The organism is Mesorhizobium sp. B3-2-1 (assembly GCF_006439515.1).
Classification (GTDB): Bacteria; Pseudomonadota; Alphaproteobacteria; order Rhizobiales; family Rhizobiaceae; genus Mesorhizobium.
In genome coordinates this window covers 254,330-277,367 of record NZ_VFTI01000002.1, presented here as the reverse complement: position 1 = coordinate 277,367, position 23,038 = coordinate 254,330, and the positions used below count along the sequence as shown (strand labels likewise).

General features: G+C 63.4%; 21 protein-coding genes and 1 pseudogene. 16 read left to right on the top strand and 6 right to left on the bottom strand.

The features are described 5' to 3' along the window. Window positions 1-138 precede the first annotated feature (138 nt). Window positions 139-585 (top strand): iron-sulfur cluster assembly scaffold protein, encoded by a 447-nt coding sequence (locus FJW08_RS03110; RefSeq protein WP_140760555.1) that lies wholly within the window; start codon window positions 139-141, stop codon window positions 583-585. Here the strand turns inward: FJW08_RS03110 and FJW08_RS03105 are convergent. Further along, window positions 582-1,494 (bottom strand): annotated as a pseudogene (locus FJW08_RS03105) (LysR substrate-binding domain-containing protein). The gene FJW08_RS03110 and the pseudogene FJW08_RS03105 overlap by 4 nt on opposite strands. A gap of 92 nt (window positions 1,495-1,586) precedes the next feature. Between FJW08_RS03105 and FJW08_RS32290 the strand changes: the two are divergent. The 5 genes from FJW08_RS32290 to FJW08_RS03085 all read left to right on the top strand — a co-directional run bounded on the left by FJW08_RS32290 (window position 1,587) and on the right by FJW08_RS03085 (window position 6,291). Continuing rightward, window positions 1,587-1,745: a hypothetical protein gene (locus tag FJW08_RS32290; protein WP_181178689.1), complete on the top strand. Its 159-nt coding sequence runs from the start codon at window positions 1,587-1,589 to the stop codon at window positions 1,743-1,745. A 71-nt stretch (window positions 1,746-1,816) separates the two neighbouring features. Next, on the top strand, window positions 1,817-2,185 hold the full coding sequence (gene yidD / locus FJW08_RS03100) for a membrane protein insertion efficiency factor YidD (protein ID WP_140760559.1): 369 nt from the start codon (window positions 1,817-1,819) through the stop codon (window positions 2,183-2,185). 140 nt (window positions 2,186-2,325) lie between these two features. Further along, complete coding sequence (blaOXA, locus tag FJW08_RS03095; protein ID WP_140808744.1) at window positions 2,326-3,144, top strand: class D beta-lactamase; 819 nt, start codon at window positions 2,326-2,328, stop codon at window positions 3,142-3,144. A 145-nt stretch (window positions 3,145-3,289) separates the two neighbouring features. Next, a complete protein-coding gene (thrS, locus tag FJW08_RS03090) occupies window positions 3,290-5,266 on the top strand; it encodes a threonine--tRNA ligase (RefSeq protein ID WP_140808742.1) in 1,977 nt (658 codons plus the stop codon). 86 nt (window positions 5,267-5,352) lie between these two features. Next, window positions 5,353-6,291, top strand: a complete 939-nt coding sequence (locus FJW08_RS03085; RefSeq protein ID WP_140808740.1) for a GNAT family N-acetyltransferase — start codon at window positions 5,353-5,355, stop codon at window positions 6,289-6,291. 3 nt (window positions 6,292-6,294) lie between these two features. Here FJW08_RS03085 and FJW08_RS03080 read toward each other — a convergent pair whose 3' ends face one another. Then, a complete protein-coding gene (locus FJW08_RS03080) occupies window positions 6,295-7,257 on the bottom strand; it encodes a hypothetical protein (RefSeq protein WP_140808738.1) in 963 nt (320 codons plus the stop codon). A gap of 155 nt (window positions 7,258-7,412) precedes the next feature. On the opposite strand from FJW08_RS03080, the gene FJW08_RS03075 reads away from it, so the two are divergent. Both FJW08_RS03075 and FJW08_RS03070 read left to right on the top strand, forming a co-directional pair. Further along, window positions 7,413-7,997, top strand: coding sequence for a nitroreductase (locus FJW08_RS03075; RefSeq protein ID WP_140808736.1), 585 nt, complete (start codon window positions 7,413-7,415; stop codon window positions 7,995-7,997). After that, window positions 7,998-8,606, top strand: coding sequence for a flavin reductase family protein (locus tag FJW08_RS03070; RefSeq protein WP_140808735.1), 609 nt, complete (start codon window positions 7,998-8,000; stop codon window positions 8,604-8,606). 3 nt (window positions 8,607-8,609) lie between these two features. Here FJW08_RS03070 and FJW08_RS03065 read toward each other — a convergent pair whose 3' ends face one another. Next, a complete protein-coding gene (locus FJW08_RS03065) occupies window positions 8,610-9,491 on the bottom strand; it encodes a CoA ester lyase (RefSeq protein WP_140808733.1) in 882 nt (293 codons plus the stop codon). Continuing rightward, a complete protein-coding gene (locus tag FJW08_RS03060; RefSeq protein ID WP_056572267.1) occupies window positions 9,491-9,943 on the bottom strand; it encodes a MaoC family dehydratase in 453 nt (150 codons plus the stop codon). The genes FJW08_RS03065 and FJW08_RS03060 overlap by 1 nt, the downstream gene beginning before the upstream one ends. A gap of 151 nt (window positions 9,944-10,094) precedes the next feature. Here FJW08_RS03060 and FJW08_RS03055 point away from each other — a divergent pair, with 151 nt between their 5' ends. Beyond that, the gene (locus FJW08_RS03055; RefSeq protein WP_140808731.1) at window positions 10,095-11,219 is read left to right on the top strand and encodes a DUF2336 domain-containing protein; all 1,125 of its coding nucleotides are present in this window, start codon (window positions 10,095-10,097) and stop codon (window positions 11,217-11,219) included. On the opposite strand, the gene FJW08_RS03050 is transcribed toward FJW08_RS03055, so the two are convergent. Together FJW08_RS03050 and parE are read right to left on the bottom strand one after the other, a co-directional pair. Further along, on the bottom strand, window positions 11,216-13,285 hold the full coding sequence (locus FJW08_RS03050) for an FUSC family protein (RefSeq protein ID WP_140808730.1): 2,070 nt from the start codon (window positions 13,283-13,285) through the stop codon (window positions 11,216-11,218). The two genes, FJW08_RS03055 and FJW08_RS03050, sit on opposite strands and share 4 nt — an antisense overlap. Window positions 13,286-13,329: 44 nt before the next feature. Continuing rightward, on the bottom strand, window positions 13,330-15,387 hold the full coding sequence (parE, locus tag FJW08_RS03045; RefSeq protein WP_140808728.1) for a DNA topoisomerase IV subunit B: 2,058 nt from the start codon (window positions 15,385-15,387) through the stop codon (window positions 13,330-13,332). A gap of 258 nt (window positions 15,388-15,645) precedes the next feature. On the opposite strand from parE, the gene cpaB reads away from it, so the two are divergent. From cpaB to FJW08_RS03010, 7 genes are read left to right on the top strand one after another with little or no spacing between them, the layout of a single operon-like run. Then, window positions 15,646-16,551, top strand: a complete 906-nt coding sequence (cpaB, locus tag FJW08_RS03040) for a Flp pilus assembly protein CpaB (RefSeq protein ID WP_140760646.1) — start codon at window positions 15,646-15,648, stop codon at window positions 16,549-16,551. Window positions 16,552-16,581: 30 nt separating this feature from the next. Then, entirely contained in the window at window positions 16,582-18,027 is a 1,446-nt protein-coding gene (locus tag FJW08_RS03035; RefSeq protein ID WP_140808727.1) for a type II and III secretion system protein family protein, read from the top strand. Between the two features lie 4 nt (window positions 18,028-18,031). Next, window positions 18,032-18,301 carry a hypothetical protein gene (locus FJW08_RS03030; RefSeq protein WP_140808726.1) on the top strand — a complete coding sequence of 90 codons (270 nt, stop codon included), beginning with the start codon at window positions 18,032-18,034 and terminating at the stop codon, window positions 18,299-18,301. A 33-nt stretch (window positions 18,302-18,334) separates the two neighbouring features. Next, window positions 18,335-19,543, top strand: a complete 1,209-nt coding sequence (locus FJW08_RS03025) for a response regulator (RefSeq protein ID WP_140808724.1) — start codon at window positions 18,335-18,337, stop codon at window positions 19,541-19,543. Next, window positions 19,540-20,961, top strand: a complete 1,422-nt coding sequence (locus FJW08_RS03020; RefSeq protein WP_140760592.1) for a CpaF family protein — start codon at window positions 19,540-19,542, stop codon at window positions 20,959-20,961. The genes FJW08_RS03025 and FJW08_RS03020 overlap by 4 nt, the downstream gene beginning before the upstream one ends. Before the next feature lie 5 nt (window positions 20,962-20,966). Further along, window positions 20,967-21,932, top strand: coding sequence for a type II secretion system F family protein (locus FJW08_RS03015; RefSeq protein ID WP_140808722.1), 966 nt, complete (start codon window positions 20,967-20,969; stop codon window positions 21,930-21,932). A gap of 1 nt (window position 21,933) precedes the next feature. Further along, window positions 21,934-22,896: a type II secretion system F family protein gene (locus FJW08_RS03010; protein WP_140760597.1), complete on the top strand. Its 963-nt coding sequence runs from the start codon at window positions 21,934-21,936 to the stop codon at window positions 22,894-22,896. Window positions 22,897-23,038: the final 142 nt, after the last annotated feature.

The window sequence follows — 23,038 nt, the reverse complement described above, 5'->3', positions numbered from 1 at the left end:
TGAACTTCCCGGCAAGGACGGTGGCGTTCGCCGCCTTGTCGATACCGGACTGCCAGCATTATATATGGTCGTGCCGAGCGAATGAAAGACGCAACAACGGCAATCGCTGTTCGCTTGGCGGCGACGGATTGGAAAATAATGATCAACGACGTCTACAACGCGAAAATTCTCGGTTTTGCCGGAAACATCGCCCGCATCGGCCGGCTCGATCATCCCGACGCGACCGCGAAGGCGCATTCGAAGCTGTGCGGATCGACCGTTACCGTCGACCTCAAGATGGTGGACGGCGTGGTCACCGACTTTGCCCACGACGTGAAAGCCTGCGCACTCGGACAGGCATCGTCCTCGATCATGGCGCAACATGTCGTCGGCGCCAGTGCCGAGGAATTGCGCGCGGTACGCGAGACCATGCTGAAGATGCTGAAGGAGAACGGTGCGCCGCCGGAAGGCCGCTTCGCCGACCTCAGCTATCTGGAGCCGGTGCGCGACTACAAGGCGCGGCATGCGTCGACCATGCTGACCTTCGACGCCGTGGTCGACGCCATCGGCCAGATCGAGAAGAAACGCGCCGACGAAGCGGCTTAGCGCCCGCCTGAATCCCGCCTGCTTTCGGCGAACTCGCCTCTGACCCAATCGGCGAACGCTGCGGCTGGCTCAGACAAATCGCTCAAACGCCTGGCCACCAGCCAATAGGCGCCGGACCCGACGTCGACGTCGAACGGCTTGACCAGCGCCCCGGTTGCAAGCTCCTCCCCAATCTGCAGGAGATCGCCCAGCGCCACGCCGTGCCCAAGCAGCGCGGCCTGCTTCGAGAGCGATGCGTCTGCAAGCATCGGGCCGCGCGGGCACGGCATCTGCGGGCACGCCCGCCGCCTCGAACCAGCGCGCCCAACCCTGGCGGTTTTCCTCATGCAAAAGCGTGAAGCGAACAAGGTCGGCCGGCTTCTCGAGGGCTGGGCCTGATGAAAGCAGTGTCGGCGACAGAACCGGCGAATCCACTGTCGAGGCCAGCCGCTCGGCCTCGCTACGGGGCCATGACGCCGCGCTCGAGCTGAAACGCAAGGCAAGTTCGGGCTGGTCGCCACGGAACTCGATCAGCCTTGGGTCGACTTCGAGAGAGACGTCGATGTCGGGCCGCAACTGCCGGAACCGGTTGAGCCTCGGCACCAGCCACACCGCTGCAAGCGAAGGTTCGACGCTGACGCGAACCACGGACTGGGCCGGCGTGGCGGCCAGGTCACCGAGCAGGCGGTCGATCGCATCGAAACTTCTGACCAGTTGAGCAAGCAGCCGCCGGCCGGCATCCGTCAGTTCGACGCGGCGATGGTGCCGTTCGAAAAGTGGTTGGCGCAGGAAGGTTTCGAGCTCGCGGATCTGCCGGCTGATCGCCGCCTGCGAGACGAAGAGCTCCTCGGCTGCCCGGCTGAAGCTCAAATGCCGGCCAGCCGCCTCGAAGCTCCTCAATGCAGTCAAGGGCAGGCGTCCACGCTTCATTTCGCATAACCCAGGATTATCCGAAGCGGAAATTATACTCGTTTGAAGGCGAAGGCCAGCAGCGGTCTAATCCCGTCAAAGGAGACACGACCATGATGCAGTTCCTGAACATTCTCGGCGATGTCATGCGGGTCGCGACGTTTCAATGGCGTGATGAAAGACGCGATGCAAGGCATCACGAAGAGTGGGTTCACCCTGGCCGGTGGGCACCGCCGGCCGACCGGCAGCCATTTCGCCGTTACCGCCCGTGACGGCAGGGTGAACGGGATTGCGTTCTTCGGTGGAAACTCACATCTATCATCTTGGAAACGCGGAGATCGCAGTGGGCGACCAACACGAGCATGCGCATACGGCGTCGAGGCGCGGCCGCAACTGGCCTGGTCCGTGGCGCAAGACGCCCGGCCGTTTGCTCGGCACGTCGCTCGTGCGACTTTACCAGCTGACGCTGTCCGGTTTTGTCGGCAATTCCTGCCGGCATCTGCCGACCTGTTCGGAATACGCGCATGAGGCGATCGCCCGGCATGGTCTGTGGGCCGGCGGCTGGATGGGGTTGTTCCGCGTGCTGCGCTGCGGCCCATTCGGCACGCACGGCATCGACCTCGTGCCGGAAGTGCTGGCGTCCCGTTACGTCTGGTTCATGCCCTGGCGGTACTGGCGGATTGGCCGTAAGCGCGGAGAAGCCCGGGGGTGAGGGCGCTGGTCGCACCGCGCCGGGTTTACGATCCGGTAGGGTTAACGCCAGCCTGCACGACAACTGCGCATTTGAGACAAAATCGAGACAAGAGGCCTCGCTAAGCCAGCTCGCGAACCCCCTCCTGGAGCGAGCATCCCATGCGCAACATCGACCGTCTTCCCTTCATCTTTGCCGGAGTCCTGTTCCTGCTCGCCTGGCTGTTGGGATTTCCAATGCGCGCTCAATCGGCGCCGCTCGGGGATGTGCGTTGTACCCTCATCGCCGATGCCCAGAGCGGCAAGATGCTTTACCAGGAGGGTACCTGCGACCAGCGCTTCAGCCCGGCATCGACATTCAAGGTGCCGCTTTCGCTGATTGGCTATGATGCCGGCATCCTGAGCGACGAGCACACGCCAAGCTGGGACTATAAACCCAAATTCAACGCGGTGAAGCGGGATCGGAAAACCGTCGATCCGACGATATGGGAACGCGATTCCATCATCTGGTTCTCACGCGAGATCACCCGCAAGCTCGGAGCTGAGAAATTCGCCGGCTATATATCTAAGTTCAACTATGGCAACACTGACGTTTCCGGCGATCCCGGCAAGGATGACGGGCTCACCCATTCCTGGGTCAACTCTTCGCTCGAGATCACGCCGGTCGAACAGGTTGCCTTCCTGCGGCAACTGCTCGCCGGCACAATGCCGGTGTCGGCCAAGGCGCATGAAATGACGCGGGCCATCATACCGAGCTTCAAGGCCGGCGATTGGGCCGTTCAGGGCAAGACCGGCAGCACCAGGCTCGGCGAGGGCGGCAAGGACAAGCGCTCGCTCGGCTGGTTTGTCGGCTGGGCGCGGAAAGACGGCCGCCAGATCGTGTTCGCCCGGCTCGTCGTCGATACGAAGCGGACCGACATGCCGAAGGGGTTGGCGACACGGGCCGCGTTCCTGAAAGACCTGCCGCAGCTGATTAAGTGAGCCGGGCTTTACGGCGGCGGCATCTGCTCATAAAAGACTGCCGCCGCCGGACGCCTCCGGCACCCTGGCAGGTCGCAGTTCCCGAACCGCTGATATCTGCATTTTACCACCCGCGCTCGTTTGCGGGACTGGATAGGAGATACATATGCTGAATTCCGTTTCCCTGACATTTCCCGATGGCTCCGTGCGCGACTACGACGCAGCGATGACCGGCGCCGGCCTTGCCGAATCGATTTCGAAGTCGCTGGCCAAGAAGGCCGTGGCCTATGCCATCGACGGCACCGTGCGCGACCTCAGTGATCCCCTGGGCAAATCCGGCAAGGTCGAGATCATCACCCGCGAAGACCCACGTGCGCTGGAACTCATCCGCCATGACACCGCACACGTGCTGGCGGAAGCCGTTCAGGAGATATGGCCGGGAACGCAGGTGACCATCGGGCCGGTGATCGAGAACGGATTCTATTACGATTTTGCCCGCAACGAGCCGTTCACCCCGGACGATTTCCCGGTGATCGAGAAGAAGATGCGCGAGATCATCGCGCGCAATAAGCCGTTCACCAAGGAGGTCTGGTCGCGCGACAAGGCGAAGAAGGTCTTCGCCGACAAGGGCGAGCGCTACAAGCTCGAACTTATCGACGCCATTCCCGAGGATCAGGATCTCAAGATCTATGCGCAGGGCGACTGGTTCGACCTTTGCCGTGGTCCGCATATGGCCTCGACCGGCCAGATCGGCAACGCCTTCAAACTGATGAAGGTGGCCGGCGCCTATTGGCGCGGCGATTCCAACAACCCGATGCTGACGCGCATCTATGGCACGGCCTGGGCCGACCAGGCGCAGCTCGAAGCCTACCAGACGATGCTGGAGGAGGCCGAGAAGCGCGACCACCGCAAGCTTGGCCGCGAAATGGACCTGTTCCATTTTCAGGAAGAGGGGCCCGGCGTCGTCTTCTGGCACGCCAAGGGCTGGAAGATGTTCCAGAACCTGGTCAACTACATGCGCCGCCGCCTCGACGAGCAGGGCTATCAGGAGGTCAATGCCCCACAGGTGCTCGACAAGAGCCTGTGGGAGACTTCGGGCCACTGGGGCTGGTACCGCGACGCCATGTTCAAGGTGACGGTCGCCGGCGACGAAACCGACGATGACCGCGTCTTCGCGCTGAAACCTATGAACTGCCCGGGTCACGTGCAGATATTCAAGCATGGGTTGAAGTCTTATCGCGATCTGCCCGTTAAACTTGCTGAATTCGGCAATGTGCATCGCTACGAGCCGTCGGGCGCGCTGCACGGACTGATGCGCGTGCGCGGCTTCACGCAGGACGATGCACATATCTTCTGCACCGAGGAACAGCTGGCATCCGAGTGCTTGCGCATCAACGACCTGATCCTGTCGACCTATGCCGATTTCGGTTTCGACGAAATCAGCGTCAAGCTGTCGACGCGGCCCGAAAAACGTGTCGGCACCGACGAGGCCTGGGATCATGCCGAGGCGATCATGGGCAGCGTGCTGGAGACGATCAGGACGCGCTCCGGCAACCGCATCAAAACCTCGATCAATCCGGGCGAGGGCGCCTTCTACGGGCCGAAGTTCGAGTATGTGCTGAAGGATGCGATCGGCCGCGAATGGCAGTGCGGCACGACGCAGGTCGACTTCAACCTGCCGGAACGTTTCGGCGCCTTCTACATCGGCTCGGACTCGGAGAAGAAGCAGCCTGTCATGGTGCACCGCGCCATCTGCGGTTCGATGGAGCGTTTCCTCGGCATCCTGATCGAGAACTATTCCGGCCATTTCCCGCTGTGGTTCGCGCCGCTGCAGGTGGTGGTGGCGACGATCACTTCGGACGCCGACAGCTATGCGACCGAGGTGGTGGCGAAGCTGAAGGCCGCCGGGCTGTTGGCGGAAGCCGACCTGCGCAACGAGAAGATCAACTACAAGGTCCGCGAGCACAGCCTGGCCAAGGTGCCGGTCATCCTCGTCTGCGGCAAGCGCGAGGCGGAGGAGCAGACGGTCAATGTCCGTCGGCTCGGTTCGCGCGACCAGGAATCGCTCGGCCTTGCCGAAGCGATCGACCGGCTGACCGAAGAAGCGATCACACCTGATCGCCGACGCAAGCGCGCCGCTTGATTCGGAGCGTTTTCGATCGAATGGCGGTGGAGCGATCCACCGCCGTTTTTCATATCCCTGTCACGGCAACGTTGTAACGAGCCCTTATGCTCAAGCTGAAATCGCGCGAACGCCCGTTCCCCGAGCTTTCCTACGCCAATCCGCACCAGCCGGCTCTGGCGCGCTGGTTCATTCATTCGGTGGAAGGTCTTTCGGGCCGCGACCGGTTTGCCGCGCTCTATGAATTCTGGCGCCATCAAGTTGTGCCGACCGGTGAGCGTGTGTTCAGCCGCATGCTGGACCTCATCGATGTGGGCGTGCGAACCCCCGACCAATGGCCGCCCGCGCACTTGCCCGACACGCCGCTGGTGATCATCGCCAACCATCCCTTCGGCATTGGCGACGGCATCGCCGTGCTGTCCCTGGCAGAGCAACTCGGGCGACCTTTCCGAGTGATGATCCACAAGGATCTGCTCAGGATTCGCGAGATGGGGCCTTATTCGCTGCCAATCGACTTTTCCGAGACCAAGGACGCGGTGAAAAACAACATGGCGGTGCGCCATGAGGCGGTGCGGCTGCTGAAGGAGGGCGTCACCATCGTGGTGTTTCCGGCCGGTGGCGTTGCCACGGCGCCAAACGGTTTTGGCCGGGCGCGCGACCTGCCATGGAAGATGTTTCCAGCCCGCCTCGTCCAGGAAGCCAAGGCGTCGGTCATTCCCATGCATTTTTCCGGCCAGAACGGCAGACTTTTCCATCTGGTCAGCGGCCCGATGAACATGGCCGAGCGCGACGGGCGTGTGGCCAAATTCGTAGGCAAGGCCTCGCTGACCTTGCGTACCTCGCTGCTCATCCGTGAATTCGCGCGGCTGTCCGGCAAGGCGATCGACGTGCGTGTCGGCAATGTACTCAGCTGGAGCGAACTGGAACCGTTGCGCGACCGCAAAGCGTTGCTCGATCGCTTGTATCGCGGCGTGTTCGACCTGGCGCCAGAGCTGCCGCGTCGGCGCATTCCCTTCCTGCCGGCCCGAGCCAAGCTCGCCGCATAAAGGCTAATCGGCTCCTTCTTCCGGATCCATCGCCGCCGCTTCGGTCGCCAGGACCTCGATCTCCTGATTCTGCCCGCCAACGACCGTGAAATCCTTCTGGTAGATGCGGTCGCGGTTCTTGGCGATGATGGTGTAGTCGCCTTCGGCCAACACCATAGAGGCGAAGGCGCCGACGGTTTCCTTGATCGGATCGCCGGATTCGTTGAGCAGCGACCACGAGGTGTCGGCAATCGCTTCGCCGCCAGCCTCGCGCACCAGCTTCATGGTGATCTCGGCGGCGTGATGCTCGACGGTGGCTTCGGTCAGCTTGCCGGCCTCGACACGGATGTCGGATCGGATGACGGCGTTGACCGCGCCATAGGTCGAGACGACATGGTAGATGCCGGCATTGAGCCGCACGACGCTGTTGGGTTCGACATCGGGAATGATCAGCGCGCGGTCGCCATTGGCCTCGGCGGTGCCCTCATAGATCGAGAAGCGCAGTTTCTTCGGGGGAATGCGCAGGCCGCCGGACAGAACCGCGTCGAGCTTTAAACCACCAGCATCGAGGACCAGGCTTTCTCGCTTGGCATCCTTGCCGACGGTGATGCGCTTGGTGGCGCCGGCACGGCCATAGGAGGCGTGGACCAGATAGCTGCCGGGCTCGAGCTGGAAGACGGCGCTGCCGCCATGCGCGGAAGCGACCATCGGCAATTTGCCGTTGACGGCTTCAGGCTTGAAGACACGCCAGACGAGGCCGCGGGTGATGTCGGTGCCTTTGTCGGTCAACTGGGCCGACAGGGTGATGGCGCCACCGCCGCCAAGCGCCAGCGAGGTCTCGCTCTTCGGCGTCGCATAGCTCGAAATTCCGGGAAGTTTCAGGTCGCCGACGCCGTCCTTTTCCTGCGCGACAGCCATGGCGACCGGCAGCAGGAACAGCGCGGCGCAGAGCCGGACCAGGAAAAGACGCAGTCGCCCCTCAAACATGCCTTGCGTTGAAGCCCATGGCGGTGGCAATTTCAAGGCTTAAGAGTCCGATGCGCGACTCTTCAGCCCGGCGCTAGCGCGCCTTTGCCCGAGCCGCCCGAATTCCCGATGGTGCGCTTCAGCTCAAAACAGAACGTTTTAGGAGACTTGCGCCCATGGCGTCGCCGATCATCGACTTCCTGCTGACCCGAAATTCGGCGCCTATTCCCGACCTCAGGGAGCCGGCGCCCGGCGACGCCGATATCGCGACGATGATTGCCGCCGCCACACGCGTGCCCGACCATGGACGACTCGAACCCTGGCGTTTCATCCTCTATCGCGGCGAGGCCCGCATTGAGATCGGCAGAAAGCTGGCTGCCCTGGCCGAGCAACGTGAGGGGCCGTTGCCGGAGGGCCGCCGCAACCAGGAACTGGCGCGGTTCTCGCGCGCGCCGCTGGTGATCGGTGTCGTGTCTATTCCGAAGGAGAATCCTAAAATCCCGCAATGGGAGATGTTCCTGTCCGGAGGCATGGCGGCGATGAACCTGATGATAGCGGCCAATGCGCTCGGCTATGGCACCAACATGATCAGCAACTGGTATTCCGATGTGCCGGAGGGCAGGGCGATTCTCGGACTGGCGCCACAGGAGCGCGTCGTCGGTTTTGTCCATATCGGTTCCTATGCCGGTCCGGCGCCGGAGCGGCCACGGCCCGATCCGGCAAAACTCTACGCCGACTACGCCGGGCCGTGGGCGGGCTGAATGTTCTACGAGCCGTCCAAGGGGCACGGGCTGCCGCACGATCCTTCCAAGGCGATCGTGGCGCCGCGCCCGATCGGCTGGATATCGACGCTGAACAAGGCCGGTGAGGTCAATCTCGCGCCATACTCCTTCTTCAATGCCGTCTCGACCCGGCCTTTCATCGTCTGGTTTTCCTCCGAGGGCGAGAAGGACAGCGCCTCGTTTGCGCAGGAAACCGGCGAGTTCGTCGCCAATCTGGTCAGCCGGGACCTTGCGGAGAAGATGAATTACACGTCCGTCGACGCACCGCGTGGCGTCAACGAGTTCGTCTATGCCGATCTCGCCATGGCGCCCTCGCGTCTCGTCAGGCCGCCGCGTGTGGCTGCAGCGCCCGCGGCGCTCGAATGCCGGGTGACGGAAGTGTTTCGCCCAAGGGCGCTGGACGGATCGCCGACGAGCGCCTTCGTCGTCGCCGGTGAGGTGATCGGCGTGCACATCGACGATGCTTTCCTGAAAGACGGCCTGTTCGACATCACCAAGGCCGGCAATGTCGCTCGTCTCGGCTACATGGAGTACGCCAGCGTCGATGAGGTCTTTTCGATGCGCCGGCCGCGCTGGGAACAAAAGTAGCTGTCAGACGGATATACCGGCCGCCCTTGCGCGCGCCAGTAGGCGTTCGGCCAGCCGCAGATGCGGGCGGTCGAACATCTTGCCGTCGATGCCGACGACGCCGGGATTTCCGGCTGCCTCGAATGCCGCCACGATGGCCGCCGACTGCTTCACCGCCTCGGCCGAGGGCGTGAAGGCAGTGTTGATGACGGGCACCTGATCAGGGTGGATCGCCATCTTGCCGGTGAAGCCGTCACGCTCGGCCTCGGCGCATTCCGCGGCGAAGGCCGCCGTGTCGCGAAAATTCGGAAACACGGTATCGATCGCCGCGACTTCCGCCGCGCCCGCGGCAAGGATGGCCATGGTGCGGGCGAAGCGAAACACGTCCGTGTAGCGGCCACGCTCGTCGCGGGCGGTGCGCGCGCCGATCGCCGCCGACAGATCCTCGGCCCCCCAGGTGAGACCGGCAAGCCGCTCGCTCGCTCCGGCATAGGTCGATGCCGCCAGCACGCCCGCCGGAGTTTCGGTGATGATCGGCAGGATTTTTATCGAACCGTCGCGCAGATCGTTCTCGGCCTCCCGGACCCTGAGCTTGGCCGCGAGTTGCTGCACATCCTGGCCGCTGTTCGATTTTGGCAGCATGATGCCGTCCGGCCTTGCCGGAACGAGCTTGGCAAGATCGTCGTCCGTCAACCCGGTCGAGAGGTCGTTGACCCTGATATAGATCGCCGAGCTGGTTTGCCCCCTGCGTTCGAGGATGAAGCGCGCCGCGATCTCGCGTGCATGCGCCTTGTTGTGCGACGCCACGGAATCCTCGAGATCGACGATGATCACGTCGGCACCGGCACCAAATCCCTTTTCCAGCTTCCGCTCGGAATCGCCGGGAACGAAGAGCAACGAACGCATCAGGCCGCCTTCTTCAGCATCATCGCCTGTCTCGTGCATTTGGCGACGAGATCGCCATGCTGATTATAGGCGCGGTGCTCGAATTCAACGATGCCGCGGTCGGGCTTCGATTTGGACTCGCGTACCGAGACGACAGATGTTTCGACGCGGATGGTGTCGCCATGGAAGACCGGATGTGGAAACACGGTTTCCTTCATGCCAAGATTGGCGACCGTGGTGCCGACCGTGATGTCGTTGACCGAAATGCCGATCATCAGGCCGAGCGTGAACAGCGAATTGACCAGCGGCTTGCCCCATTCGCTCTTGGCGGCGAAATCAAAGTCGATATGCAGCGGCTGCGGGTTCAGCGTCATCACCGAAAACAGCATGTTGTCGCTTTCGGTGACGGTTTTGCGCAGCGTGTGCTGGAAGACGTGGCCGACGACAAACTCCTCGAGATATAGCCCGGCCATTTCTGTCTCCTGCGCTGTCTGACGGTTGATAGGCGCTGCCTCCAGCGCTCGCAAGCCAGTTAATGAACATGGTGAACCGTTCGTAAACCATTTCTGCCTACCGTCGTCAGCGGGGCCGGAAACCTTCCGGCAAGGGGCGTAAGCAGACGGCATGGTTGTTGTTTCGCATTTCCTGAAATGGATCTACACGGCCAGGGTGTCGGAGCGCGCCGCCGCGGCCAATGCGCTGGCCCGGGCCTATGTCAATTCAGAATTGCCGTTCGAGGACCGCTGCGCCGCCGAAGCGGCGCTCACGCTGCTGCTCGACGATGCCTCGTCGAAAGTGCGGCTGGCGATGGCGGAAGCGCTCTCGATGAGCCACCACGCACCACTGCAGATCATCAGCGTGCTTGCCGCCGACCAGCCGGAAGTTGCCGGTGTCGTGCTGGCGCGCTCGCCACTGCTCACCGACGCCGATCTGATCAACCGGGTGGCGGGGAGCCAGAGGGCCACGCAGAAACTGATCGCCGACCGGCCGCTCGTCTCGATGGCGCTGTCGGCGGCCATCGCCGAGATCGGCGAGGCGGAGGCCTGCGCCGTGCTTTTGGCCAACACCGGCGCTGACATTGCCTCCCTCAGCTTCCGCCGCATGGCTGAACGCCACGGACATCTGCCTCTGGTGCGCGAGGCGCTGATATCGGATATCAGGCTGCCTGCCGACTGCCGGCATATGCTGCTCATCAAGCTCGGCGAGACATTGAAGACGTCGCCGCTGGTCATGGCGTTGATGGGCGCGGCGCGAGCCGACCGCGTCATGCGGGACGCCTGCGTCAAGGCCTCGGTCACCCTGATCGAAGGCACGCGTCAGGAAGAGCACGCGGCGCTGATCGAGCATCTCAGGCTGCGCGGCGATCTCACCGCGAGCTTCCTGATCCGCACCATCGCGCACGGCAAGGTCGATTTCTTCGGCTCGGCGCTGGTCGCGCTCAGCCAGCAGTCCGAGCCAAGGGTGAGGGCGCTGCTGGCCGGCGGGCACGATGTGGCCCTGCAGGCGTTGTTCCGCAGCGCCGGCCTGGCCGCCGCCACGCATGCGGTCATCCTGCGCGCCCTGAAGATCTGGCGTGAGGTCGCCAACGGCAAGCGCGTCGCCGGCGTTCAGGAGGTCAGCTGGCTGATGCTCAAGGAATTGGGTGGGCAATCCGCCGAAGGCGATCTCGCCGCCCTGGTCAAGTCGATCCATCTTGATGCCCTGCGCGAGAACGCACGTGGCCATGCGCTGGCGATCGCCGCAGCTTAGGTTTTGTCCCTCGCGAAGAAATCCGGGAAATCCTCCATCGCCGCGGCGATGATGCGCAGGGACGCCGCGATCTGCAGCATGTCGCCGGCGTCGTTTCGCTGGGCGATGCCTGCCGCATACTGCCGGGCGACGGTAATGGTCGCTGTTTGCGGATCGCCAGGGGCACGAAAAAGCAGTTCGCGCGCCAATCCCCTCAGGAAGTTGGCGATTGAAAGCGTCGTTTCCGATGGGATGGCATGGTTTTGGCCGGCAGTGCGCAGCCGCAGGATTTCCAGGCCTACCGTGACGGATGCGACGCCGCCACCCAGCACCGCCTCGCCCTTCCTGCCGGAATTCTGCACCAGCGGCATCAACTGATTGACCCGGTCATAAGCGAGGCTCTCGAAAGCCGAACGCCTCGGCACGCGCTCATGCAGGCAAAGCCGTGCCAGATCCTCGCGCATGGCCCGCACGATGCGGTCGGCCGCGAGCCATGGATCCGCCGGTAACACGACGATGAAGACGCCGATCGCAAGCAGGATGCCGACCAGGATCGATGCCGAGCCGGCGAAGAAGGGGCCGGGAGCGTAGGTCATTGCCTGATGCGGGCTGAGGAAAGCCAGGAAATTGATGGCGAAGGCCGTCGCCACGCCGACATGGCGCGGATTGGCCATGGCGAGCGCCGCCGGCACCATGATGGGCACGACGAACAGCATGAACCAGCCGAAGCCGGGCAAAGCGGGAAGCGCGACCTGACCGACGAGAAAGGCAAAGGGCAAAGCGAGCAGCGTTCCCTTGAAGAACCCCCAGGATACCTGCACGGGGTCGGGCCGAGCGGCAAACAGGCTCGACACGACGGCAACGAGGATGACGGTGCCGGCCGCTTCCGACCACTTCGTCGTCAGCCAGAATGCCGCGACCAGCAGCGTGGCAACGGCCGCGCGGATGGCGTTGCGCGCGGCACCGGGATAGTCGCGATGCACCACCAGCGCCGGCTGCTGGCTACTGGGACCTGGCCGGCGGGTGACCGGCGCGCGCAAGGCGTCGAGGCCGCGCAGCACCTGTTTCAGCGCCTCGGCGAAATCGGCCGCTATGGTGAGGCGCGTGATGGTCCCGACCCTGTCCTCACCTTGGTCGGCCGCGGTATCGGGCATTTGCCGGGCCCTGGTCGAGATCGCGTCGAGCCGTGCCACCCAGGGCGAGGTATCGTCCAGTGCTCCCGGCTTGGCTGCGAGTTCGCTGACGAGGGCCTGCAATTCCGAGCGTACCGGGATGAGGGCTGCGTTTTTCGGAGCGGCATGCGAATAGAGTGCGCGCGCCGCCGAAAGAGCCGAGAGCAGCTGTCCGATGGTGCGTCGCACCGGATGCGCGCGAGGCGCGAAGCTCGGCGCTTCGAGCCTGGCATAGGCGCGCATCTCGCCAAGCGTCTGGGTGTCGGCGACAAGCTTCCGGTGCAGGCCGATGAGCGTTGCCCGATCGCCGCCGGAGAACGCACCGCCAGCGTAAGTGGCGAGGTCGAGAATGCAGCGTTTCAGCCGCGAGATGATGGCGTCGCTGGCCAGTTTTGGCAGGATCAACCGGCTGGTGAGGCCGGCGCAAACGATGCCGAGCACGATCTCGGCACAGCGCGCGACCGCGAGGTCAACGACCAGATGCGGCTGTCCGAAGGCGGGCAGGCCGATGATCATGGCGGTATAGCCGGCAAGTGCGGCGCCATAGGCTTCGGGATTGCGCAGCAGCGACGAGACGAAGGTGCAAATGCCAATCCAGACGGCAAGTACCGTCACCAGAATCCAGGGGCCGGTGCCGAACGCCATGGTGATGCCGATTGCCGCGACGCCGCCGGCAAGCGTGCCGAGCAGCCGGTAGAAGCCTTTCGCGAGCACCATGCCGGCAACCGGCTGGGCGACGATGAACACCGTCATCATTGCCCATTGCGGATGGTCGAGCTTCAGCGCATAGGCGACGAGAAGCGCGATCATGCCGGCCGAAACGGTGCGCAGGGCAAAAATCCAGTCCGAGCGCGTCGGTTGCGTCAGCCCAGCCAGGCTCGTCTCGAAATAGATTTTCAGCCGCGCCCAGGTCACAGGCTGGTCTCCATGTCAGGAACGCAAGCTAAACTCGCCGGCGGCTAGATATCCAGCACTTCCGTCTCGGCGAATTCGGCGCGTTCCTGGATGAAGCGGAAGCGGGCTTCGGGCTTGGTGCCCATCAGCGCGTCGACCGCATCCTTGGTCGCCGCCTCGGCGTCAATAACATCGACCCGCAATAGCGTGCGCTTCCTCGGGTCCATGGTGGTCTCCTTGAGCTGCGCGGCCATCATTTCGCCCAGGCCCTTGAAGCGGCCGAGCTCGACCTTGCCGCGCCCGGTGAATTCGGTGCGCAGAAGCTCGTCCTTGTGCGCGTCGTCGCGGGCATAGGCGACCTTGCCGCCTTGCCTGATCGAGTAGAGCGGCGGCACCGCCAGATAGAGATGACCGCCGCGTACCAGCGCCGGCATCTCCTGGTAGAAAAAGGTGATCAGCAGCGAGGCGATGTGGGCGCCGTCGACATCGGCATCGGTCATGATGATGACGCGGTCGTAGCGCAAATCCTCGTCGCGATATTTTAAGCGCGTGCCGCAGCCAAGCGCCTGAATCAGGTCCGATATCTGCTGGTTGGCGGCCAGCTTGTCATTGCCGGCGCTGGCGACGTTGAGGATTTTTCCGCGCAACGGCAAGACGGCCTGGCTGGCACGGTCGCGCGCCTGCTTGGCCGAGCCGCCGGCGGAATCACCTTCGACGATGAAGAGTTCGGCACCTGCCGCCGCGTTCTGCGTGCAGTCGGCGAGCTTGCCAGGCAAGCGCAGCTTGCGCACCGCGCTCTTGCGCGACACCTCTTTTTCCTGGCGGCGGCGCACCCGCTCGTCGGCGCGTGCGATCACCCATTCGAGCAGCTTCGAGGCTTCCTGCGGGTTGTCGGCCAGCCAATGGTCGAACGGGTCGCGGATCGCGGTCTCGACGATGCGTATCGCTTCGATCGTCGCCAGCCTGTCCTTGGTCTGGCCGACGAATTCCGGCTCGCGGATGAATACCGACAGCATGCCGGCGGCCGAGATCATGACGTCTTCCGACGTGACGATCGAGGCGCGCTTGTTGCCGACGAGGTCGGCATAGGCGCGCAGGCCGCGCGTCAGCACGTTGCGGAAGCCGGCCTCATGGGTGCCGCCTTCGCCGGTCGGGATGGTGTTGCAGTAGGAATTGATGAAGCCGTCACCGCCGAACCAGGTCACCGCCCATTCGAGCGAGCCGTGGCCGCCTTGCTTGTCGCTCTTGCCGGCGAAGATTTCGCGCGTCACCTGGAATTCGTCGCCGAGCGACGCCTTCAGATAATCCTTGAGGCCGCCGGGGAAATGGAACTCCGCCTTGGCCGGTGTCTGATCCTTTTCCTTGATCAGGGAGGGATCGCAGGTCCAGCGAATCTCGACGCCGCCGAACAGATAGGCCTTCGAACGCGTCATGCGGTAGAGACGCGCCGGCTCGAATGCCGCGCCCTTGCCGAAAATCTGCTCGTCGGGATGGAAGCGGATTTTTGTGCCGCGCCGGTTGTGCACTTCGCCGAGCTGCTCGAGGCCGGTCACCGGGACGCCACGCGAAAAGCGCTGGCGGTAGAGCTGGCGGCCACGTGCCACCTCGACCTCGAGATGATCCGACAGCGCGTTGACCACCGACACGCCGACGCCGTGAAGGCCGCCGGATGTTTCGTAGACCTTCGAATCGAACTTGCCGCCCGAATGCAGCGTCGTCATGATGACTTCGAGCGCCGGCTTCTTGAATTTTGGGTGCATGTCGACCGGAATGCCGCGGCCATTGTCCGTGACCGTGAGATGGCCATCGGCCGAAAGTTCGACATCGATGAAGGTGGCGTGACCGGCCACCGCCTCGTCCATCGAATTGTCGATGACCTCGGCGAACAGGTGGTGCATCGCCTTGTCGTCGGTGCCGCCGATATACATGCCGGGCCGGCGGCGCACCGGCTCCAGGCCTTCGAGCACCTCGATGTCCGCGGCGCTGTAACCCTCGCTGCCATCCTTGGCCGCGGCCGGGCGCCTGGCGGCCGCTTGCACCAGCGGATCCGCCGGGCGCGCCGGCGTGCGAACCGGTTGCGGCTGCTTCTCCAGATTGCCGAAAAGATCGTTGTTGTCGTCCATGCCTGCCATAGAGCCCAAGCTGCGAATCACCCCGTCGATACTGCCACGCTTTTCAGCGCCAAGCGACGGAGGTTCCTGTTACGTTCGGGGATTTAACCCCTCTTACCCTAAAACCATTCGATAACCAAGCAGGCGGAAATAGGTCGAATGCAACCGCACAAGATTCCCGATTCTTTAACAATGCGGACTAGCGTGAGCCCAACATAACAAGAAACGACGGGCATCAGGGGTTTCGGCGTGAGGGGCAAGGCCATAACGATGATCGGTATCGCCGCCGTTTTCGGCGCGATCTCGATCTTTGCCGCGGATTTCTGGGTCAAGAGCCAGGCCAAGGCCGACGCCCAGGAGAAAACGGCGTCCATCGCCGCTCCGGCGGCACCCAAAATCGAGTTCAAGACCATCGTGGTAGCGAACGCGCCGTTGCGTTACGGCATGGAGCTCGACCGCGCCAAGCTCAGCGAAATCCCATGGCCGCAGGATTCCCTGCCGCAGGGCGCCTTTGCCACCGTCGATGGATTGCTTGGCGAAGGCAGCCGGGTCGTGCTGTCGCCGATCGAGGTCAACGAGCCGGTGCTGCTCACCAAGCTGTCGGGACCGAACGGCCGTGCGACGCTGTCCAACATGCTGACGCCCGGAATGCGGGCGGTCACCATCCGCACCGACGAGATCGCCGGCGTCGGTGGCTTCGTCACGCCGGGCGACCGGGTCGATGTCGTCCTGACGCGTGATGCCGGCGAAATCCAGGAAGTCGCCAAGAACGCCCAAGGTGCGGCCGGTTCGACCATCACTTCAGAGATCGTCGTAGCCGACGCCAAGGTGCTCAGCGTCGGGCAGGGCGCCGACGAGCGCCAGACGACGCCGCAGGTGGCCAATTCCGTGACCATCGAGGTGACGAGCGACGGCGCGCAGAAAGTGGCGCTTGCCCGCACGGTCGGGACGCTGTCGCTGTCGCTGCGCTCCGCCAGCGAAGGCGGCGACGGCAAGAACGGCGTCACCACCATCTCTTCCTTCGGCGGATCCGTGGCTTCCAAGGCCGAGGCCGCGGCCGGCTCCTTGTTCGATGCCATCGCCAAGGAGCCAGAGAAGCCGAAATTCAAGACGGTCATCGTGACACGCGGCACGCAGGCCGAGGAATACAAGGTCCCTTCGCGGGACCAGAAGTAAAGACCGGTGGGGACCGGGCGGGACGGGATCATGGTGATGCATACCCTATATCGAATGACGGATCGGTTGCGTTTCGTGCGCGCCCTGGTGATGGCGGCTTCACTGGTCGCGAGCGGCATGCTCGCCTTCGCAGGCGCGGCCAAGGCGGACAACGACATCGTCTATGTCTCGTCGACCAAGAATGCGTCGATAAAGGTCGCCAAGGGCAAGCCCAAGACGATCATGACGAGCGCGGCCTTCTACCAGATCGTCATCGGCGATCCGGAGATCGCCAACGTCAACCCGCTGACCGACAAATCCTTCTATGTGCTGGGCAACAATCTCGGCACCACCGGCATCGCGCTGTTCGACGAGAAGAAGCAGCTCGTCGGCACCGTCGACATCGAAGTGACGCTCGACACCGACCAATTGGCGAGCACCATCCGCGCAAGCGTGCCGGACGCCAAGATCAAGGTCGGCTCGGCCAATGGCCGCGTCGTGCTTTCGGGCGAGGCGGATGATGCGGTCGCCGCCGAAAAGGCCAACAAGATCGCCAGCCGCTTCTCTGGCAATGAGGAGGTGATCAATTCGGTCAATATCTCCTCGTCACAGCAGGTTCAGCTCAATGTCCGCTTCGTCGAGATCAACCGGCAGGCCGGGCAGGACCTGGGTGCGAAATACAGCGCCAATTTCGCCTACGGCTTCGGCGGTCGCGATGTCTCTCTCGATCCGGGCTCGGTGCCTGCAGCCGGCACCGGCGAGATCATCGGCCGGCTGCTGTCCAATGGCGTCTCGATCGATATCGCCATCAAGGCGCTGGAGGAGCGCGGTCTTGCCCGAAGGCTGGCCGAACCGAACCTGATTGCCCGTTCCGGCGAGACGGCGAGCTTTCTCGCCGGCGGCGAGTTCCCGATCCCGGTTTCCGAAGACAATGGCAAGATCTCCGTCAGTTACAAGAAATACGGCGTCAGCCTGGACTTTACGCCGACGGTGCTGAAGGACGGTCTGGTCAGCCTCGACATCGCGCCGGAAGTCTCCTCGATCGATGCGTCGTCGTCTTACAACATCGGCAGCATTTCGGTGCCAGGGTTCATCGTGCGCCGCGCCAAAACCTCGGTCGACCTGAAGAACGGCCAGAGCTTCATGATCGCCGGGCTGCTGCAGTCCCAGAACGACATCACCACGTCTCGCATTCCCGGTCTCGGCAAGATGCCGGTGCTGGGGTCGCTGTTCTCGTCGAAATCCTACCAACGGCGCGAGACCGACCTGGTCATCATCGTCACACCCTATCTGGTCAAGCCGGTCGATCCGTCGAAGAAAATGGCTGAACCGACCGACGGCACGCGACCCGCCAGCAACGTCGACTATTTCCTCAACAACACCGAGGAGGTGAAGGCGTCGGACACCAGCCGTGCGCTGGCGTTGGCTGACGGCAGCGCTGCCCGGAGCGCTTCCGCCACCAAAGTCGGGCATTTCCTCGACCTGCCGAAGGACTGAAGCCATGCGTCTGGTCCTGAGATCGTGCATCGCCCTGTTTATTGCCGGTTTGGCAAGCGGCTGCACCAGCGACGACTATGTGCGCAGCGAAGGCGTGACCTCGGCCGCCGGTGAGGCGCAGGCCGCCAACACCGTCATGCAGATGGTCGACCCGTGGAAGTACGGCGTCCAGAACTCGAGGCTTCTCGTGCCCGCCAAGCGTGGCAGCGCCGGACCCGTCACGCCCGATCAGGCGGCCGGTGCCAAGGCAGCGCAAACGACCACCGGCAACTGATCCACACGGCGATCGACCTCACAGGCGGCAAGAATGGCAAACAGCACCAAGAAGATCCTGCTCGTATCGACAGACCGGACCTTCGCGCAGGACACGAAGACGGCGTTTGCCGCCTCCGAGATCATCCAGCTCATGACGGTTGAGAAGAACGTCACGGAGCTGCGCGGCGAGGTCCAGGAGGCCGAGTTCGGCGTCGTTATCGTCGATATGGACGCGGCGAAACTGGAGGAAATCGAGTCACTGCAGCGCGTCATGCGCCGGCTCGAGGGCAAGGCGCCGGTGGTCGTGGTCACCCAGGAGTTCAACGCCGCCGCCGTGCGCATCCTGGTGCAGCTCAAGGTCGCCGACTTCCTGGTCAAGCCGATCACCACGGCCGACCTCGTGCGTTCGGTCGTGCGAGCGTTGCAGGGGCCAGGGCGCGAGGAAAACACCGAGTCGCAGATCTATACCTTCATGCCCGCCGCCGGCGGCGTCGGCACCACGACGCTGGCGCTGCAAACCGCGTTCCAGCTGCATCATTCGGTGACGCGCGGCGCCTCGACCTGCGTGGTCGACCTCAATTTCCAGCAAGGTGCCTGCGCCGAATATCTCGATCTGGAGCCTCGTTTCGACATCACCGAAATCGAGAACCAGCCCGAACGCCTCGACCGGCAACTGCTCGATGTGATGCTGTCCAAGCACGCCAGCGGACTTTGCGTGCTGGCCGCGCCGACGCGTCCGGCCGAGATGCGCTCGTTCAAGACCGATGTCGTGGTGCGCATGCTGGACCTCGTTTCGGCCTATTTCGACAATGTCGTCATCGACATGCCACGCACCTGGTTTCCGTGGACCGAAACGGTGCTGCTCGGCTCCAACAAGCTCTACATCGTTGCCGAGATGACGGTGCCGTGCCTGCGCCATACGCAACGGCTGATCCAGGCCGTCTACGAGACCGCCGGCAAGGAAGTGAAGCCGAACGTGATCGTCAACCGTTTCGAGCAGAAAATGTTCGACAACGGCATCAAGCAGGCGGACGTCCAGGAAATCCTTGGCGAGCATTTCGTCGGCGGCATCGCCAACAACTACCGGCTGGTGCGCGAGGCGGTCGACCGCGGCGTGCCGCTGCACGAGATCGACGCCAACGCCAATGTCGTCAACGATCTGAAGAAGATCATCCTTCCGGAAGAGGCGGTGGCGACCGCGAGCAAGTCGAAGTCGCTGTTCGGCCTCGGCAGGGGCCTCTTGAAGAGGAAGGCAGGATGACCAGCCGTTTCTCAACCCTGCAGAACCGCGACGCGCGCCCGCAGCGTCCGCCGGAATCAACACCGGTCGCGCATCATGCCGTCGTCATCCCGAGCAGCCGAAAGGCTTTGCCGGCGAAACCGGAAGCAGCACCGGTAAAAAATGCCAACAAGGTGCTCGATGCTCGCGTGCGCATCCACCGGATGCTGCTCGAGGAGATCAACCTGGTCGCGCTGGAGCGCTTGCCCAAGGACGAGATGCGCCGGCAAGTGCATGATTTCGTTTCGGAAAAGACCCGCCAGGAGCGGATGGCGATCAACACCGCCGAACTCGACGCGCTGGTCGACGATATCGTCGACGAGATGGTCGGCCTCGGCCCGCTCGAGCCGCTGCTCAAGGATCCCGACATCAACGATATCCTGATCAACGGTCATCAGAACTGTTTCGTCGAAAAGAAGGGCAAGCTGCAGCAGGTCCATATCCCGTTCAAGGACGAGGCGCATCTGCTCAGGATCGTCAACAAGATCGTGGCCGCCGTCGGCCGCCGCGTCGACGAATCGCAGCCGATGGTCGACGCTCGCATGCTGGACGGCTCGCGCTTCAACGCAGCCATCCGCCCGGTGGCCGTCGACGGTCCGCTGGTGTCGATCCGCAAGTTCTCCAAGAACAAACTTGGCCTGCACAGGCTGGTCGAATTCGGCGCCATCACACAGAACATGGCCGAAGTGCTGGCGGCGGCCGTGCATGCCCGCAAGACGACGATCATTTCGGGCGGCACCGGCACCGGCAAGACGACGATGCTCAACGCGCTGTCGGCCTTCATTCCGGAAGACGAGCGGCTGATCACCATCGAGGACGCGGCGGAGCTTCAATTGCAGCAGCCGCATGTCGCGCGCATGGAGACGCGTCCCGCCAACATCGAAGGCCATGGCGAGCTCAAACAGCGCGATCTGGTCAAGAACGCGCTGCGCATGCGCCCCGACCGGGTCATCCTCGGCGAGTGCCGCGGCGAGGAAGCCTTCGACATGCTGCAGGCGATGAACACCGGCCACGAAGGCTCGATGGCGACCATCCACGCCAACACGCCGCGCGACTGTATTTCGCGCCTCGAGCAGATGCTGGGCATGACCGGCATGCCGATGACGGTGCAGTCGATCCGCAGCCAGATCGCCAGCGCCATCGATATCATCGTCCAGCTGACCCGGCTTTCCGACGGCAAGCGCAAGGTGACCAGCGTCGCCGAGGTGACCGGCATGGAAGGCGACGTCATTCAGATGCAGGAGATATTCCGTTTCGTGCGCACCGGCATGGAGGCGGATGGCAAGATCCTTGGCTACTACGAGGCGACCGGCATACGGCCGCGTTTCCTGGAAGATCTGCGCGCGATGGGCATCGAGTTTCCCGGACGTTATTTCGAACCCGGCCGGCCGCAGGAGTAGCCGGCGTGTTGGACGGGTTCAGCGCGATCTATGTCGTCTATGCCGGGGCCGCTCTGACCGGCATCATGGTCGCCGAGGCGGTCTATCTGCTCTATGCCGGCCGCAGCGATAAGCGCACTGCCATCAACCGGCGTATGAAGCTGCAGGAAAACAAGATCAGCCAGGAACAGGTGCTGATCCAGCTGCGCAAGGAGCGCGGCCTCGACGCGGGAACGTCGCTGTTCTCGCCCGACCGGTTTCGTGCGTTGCGCACGCAGTCGGGCATGGTCATGCCGCTCTCGAAATTCCTAATGGTCACCTGCGGCGTGGCGATGGCCGTGGCCCTGTTCGCCATCTCGCGCGGCTTGCCGCTGTTGATGGGGCTCATCCTGTTCGTCATGCTGGTGCCGCTGCTGCCGGTCATGGCGATGCGCTCCATGCGCAAGCGCAGGCTGAAGCGTTTCGGCATGCAGCTGCCGGAGGCGCTAGAACTGATCACGCGAGGCCTCAAGGCCGGTCACCCGGTGCCGGTGGCCATCGCCATGGTGTCGCGTGAGATGCCCGATCCAATCGGCACCGAATTCGGCGTCATCGCCGATGAGGTGACCTATGGCTCCGATCTGGTCTCGGCGCTGAATTCGCTGTTCGACCGGGTCGGCCATGAGGATCTGCCGCTGTTCGTCACCGCCGTGTCGATCCAGACCAGCTCGGGCGGCAATCTGCGCGAAATCCTCGATGGGTTGTCGACGACGATCCGCGAACGCGGCAAGCTGCGCCGCAAGGTGCGCGCCATTTCCACTGAAGGCCGTTTGTCGGCCTACATCTTGACGGCCGTGCCGGCGCTGCTCTTCACAGCCATCATGGCCATGATGCCGGGATATTACAGCGACGTCTGGGGTGTGCCGAAGACCTGGTACATGATCGGCGGCTCGGTTACCTGGCTGATGCTGGGCAATCTGATCATGTTCAAGATGTCGAACTTCAGATTCTGACATGCAAAGCGTCATCGAATTCCTCGCCTCGCTCGCGCCGACGTCTCTGATGCCGGTGGCCGTGCTGTTGCTGGCCCTGGGAGCCGCTGCGGTCGCCTGGCCGATGGTGGCGGCGAGGGGCGACCGCAACGAGGTCAAGCGCCGGCTCAAGGTCGACCACGGTCCGGTGGTGGCCAAGCCCGAACCGGTGCAGAAGAAGAACAGCGGCGTCGTGCGCGAAAAAGCGGTGAAGAGGGCGCAGGAATTCTATGCCAAGAGCGATCCGGAAAACGTCGCCCGCCTGCGTTTGAAGCTCATCCAGGCCGGTTACATGGAGCCGCGCGCCGTCGGCATGTTCTTCCTCATCCGGTTCACGGCGATGATCGGCACGGCATTCGCCGTCTTCGTGCTCAACCGGTGGATGGCCAGCCCGGACGCGACCATGACCAGCCGGTGGACCTTCATCATCCTGTCGGGCGCTGCCGGCTATTTCCTGCCGGGCCTGGTGCTGACCCAGAAAGTGCGGGAAAAGATGCGCGAATACCGCAACGGCTTCCCCGATTTCATGGACCTGATGATCGTCTGCTCCGACGCCGGAATGAGCATGGAAGCGGGCGTCGAGCGTGTGTCGAAAGAGCTCGCCAGGACCTATCCGTCGCTCAGCCAGAACCTGCAGCTCGTATCGTTGGAGCTTCGGGCGGGGCGCAGCCTCGACGACGCGCTGAAGGCGCTCGCCGATCGCCTCAGCTTGGACGAGGTACGCTCCTTCGCCACGCTCCTGCAGCAGTCGAAGGAACTCGGCACCAGCCTATCGGGTGCGCTCAGGGTGTTTTCCGATGAAATGCGCCACAAGCGCATGTCGCTGGCCGAGGAGAAGGCGCATGCCTTGCCGGCAAAGATGTCCGTGCCGGTCGTGGTCTGCATCCTGCCGGTGGTGCTGATGATCGCCGTCATTCCCATCATCGTCAAAATGACTGGTCACTAGCGGCGTCCGATACTCGCTGGGCGGGCCGCGAAAATGTTGAATGCCCGCAGCCTTCGCCCCAGTGGTTAACGGCCGGTATTTTCGAAACCGAATCTTAGCTGCATTTCGGCACCGAAGCTTAATCGCTGTGCTGTAGTGTCTT

Bases quoted from the DNA above. Each gene is read 5' to 3' on its own strand.
- FJW08_RS03035 (WP_140808727.1), top strand. From the start codon at position 16,582: ATGGTGATGCATACCCTATATCGAATGACGGATCGGTTGCGTTTCGTG.
- FJW08_RS32290 (WP_181178689.1), top strand. From the start codon at position 1,587: ATGATGCAGTTCCTGAACATTCTCGGCGATGTCATGCGGGTCGCGACG.
- thrS (WP_140808742.1), top strand. From the start codon at position 3,290: ATGCTGAATTCCGTTTCCCTGACATTTCCCGATGGCTCCGTGCGCGAC.
- FJW08_RS03060 (WP_056572267.1), bottom strand. From the start codon at position 9,943: ATGGCCGGGCTATATCTCGAGGAGTTTGTCGTCGGCCACGTCTTCCAG.
- FJW08_RS03085 (WP_140808740.1), top strand. From the start codon at position 5,353: ATGCTCAAGCTGAAATCGCGCGAACGCCCGTTCCCCGAGCTTTCCTAC.
- cpaB (WP_140760646.1), top strand. From the start codon at position 15,646: ATGATCGGTATCGCCGCCGTTTTCGGCGCGATCTCGATCTTTGCCGCG.
- FJW08_RS03010 (WP_140760597.1), top strand. From the start codon at position 21,934: ATGCAAAGCGTCATCGAATTCCTCGCCTCGCTCGCGCCGACGTCTCTG.
- FJW08_RS03070 (WP_140808735.1), top strand. From the start codon at position 7,998: ATGTTCTACGAGCCGTCCAAGGGGCACGGGCTGCCGCACGATCCTTCC.
- parE (WP_140808728.1), bottom strand. From the start codon at position 15,387: ATGGACGACAACAACGATCTTTTCGGCAATCTGGAGAAGCAGCCGCAA.
- blaOXA (WP_140808744.1), top strand. From the start codon at position 2,326: ATGCGCAACATCGACCGTCTTCCCTTCATCTTTGCCGGAGTCCTGTTC.
- FJW08_RS03080 (WP_140808738.1), bottom strand. From the start codon at position 7,257: ATGTTTGAGGGGCGACTGCGTCTTTTCCTGGTCCGGCTCTGCGCCGCG.
- FJW08_RS03020 (WP_140760592.1), top strand. From the start codon at position 19,540: ATGACCAGCCGTTTCTCAACCCTGCAGAACCGCGACGCGCGCCCGCAG.
- FJW08_RS03030 (WP_140808726.1), top strand. From the start codon at position 18,032: ATGCGTCTGGTCCTGAGATCGTGCATCGCCCTGTTTATTGCCGGTTTG.
- FJW08_RS03065 (WP_140808733.1), bottom strand. From the start codon at position 9,491: ATGCGTTCGTTGCTCTTCGTTCCCGGCGATTCCGAGCGGAAGCTGGAA.
- FJW08_RS03075 (WP_140808736.1), top strand. From the start codon at position 7,413: ATGGCGTCGCCGATCATCGACTTCCTGCTGACCCGAAATTCGGCGCCT.
- FJW08_RS03110 (WP_140760555.1), top strand. From the start codon at position 139: ATGATCAACGACGTCTACAACGCGAAAATTCTCGGTTTTGCCGGAAAC.
- FJW08_RS03055 (WP_140808731.1), top strand. From the start codon at position 10,095: ATGGTTGTTGTTTCGCATTTCCTGAAATGGATCTACACGGCCAGGGTG.
- FJW08_RS03025 (WP_140808724.1), top strand. From the start codon at position 18,335: ATGGCAAACAGCACCAAGAAGATCCTGCTCGTATCGACAGACCGGACC.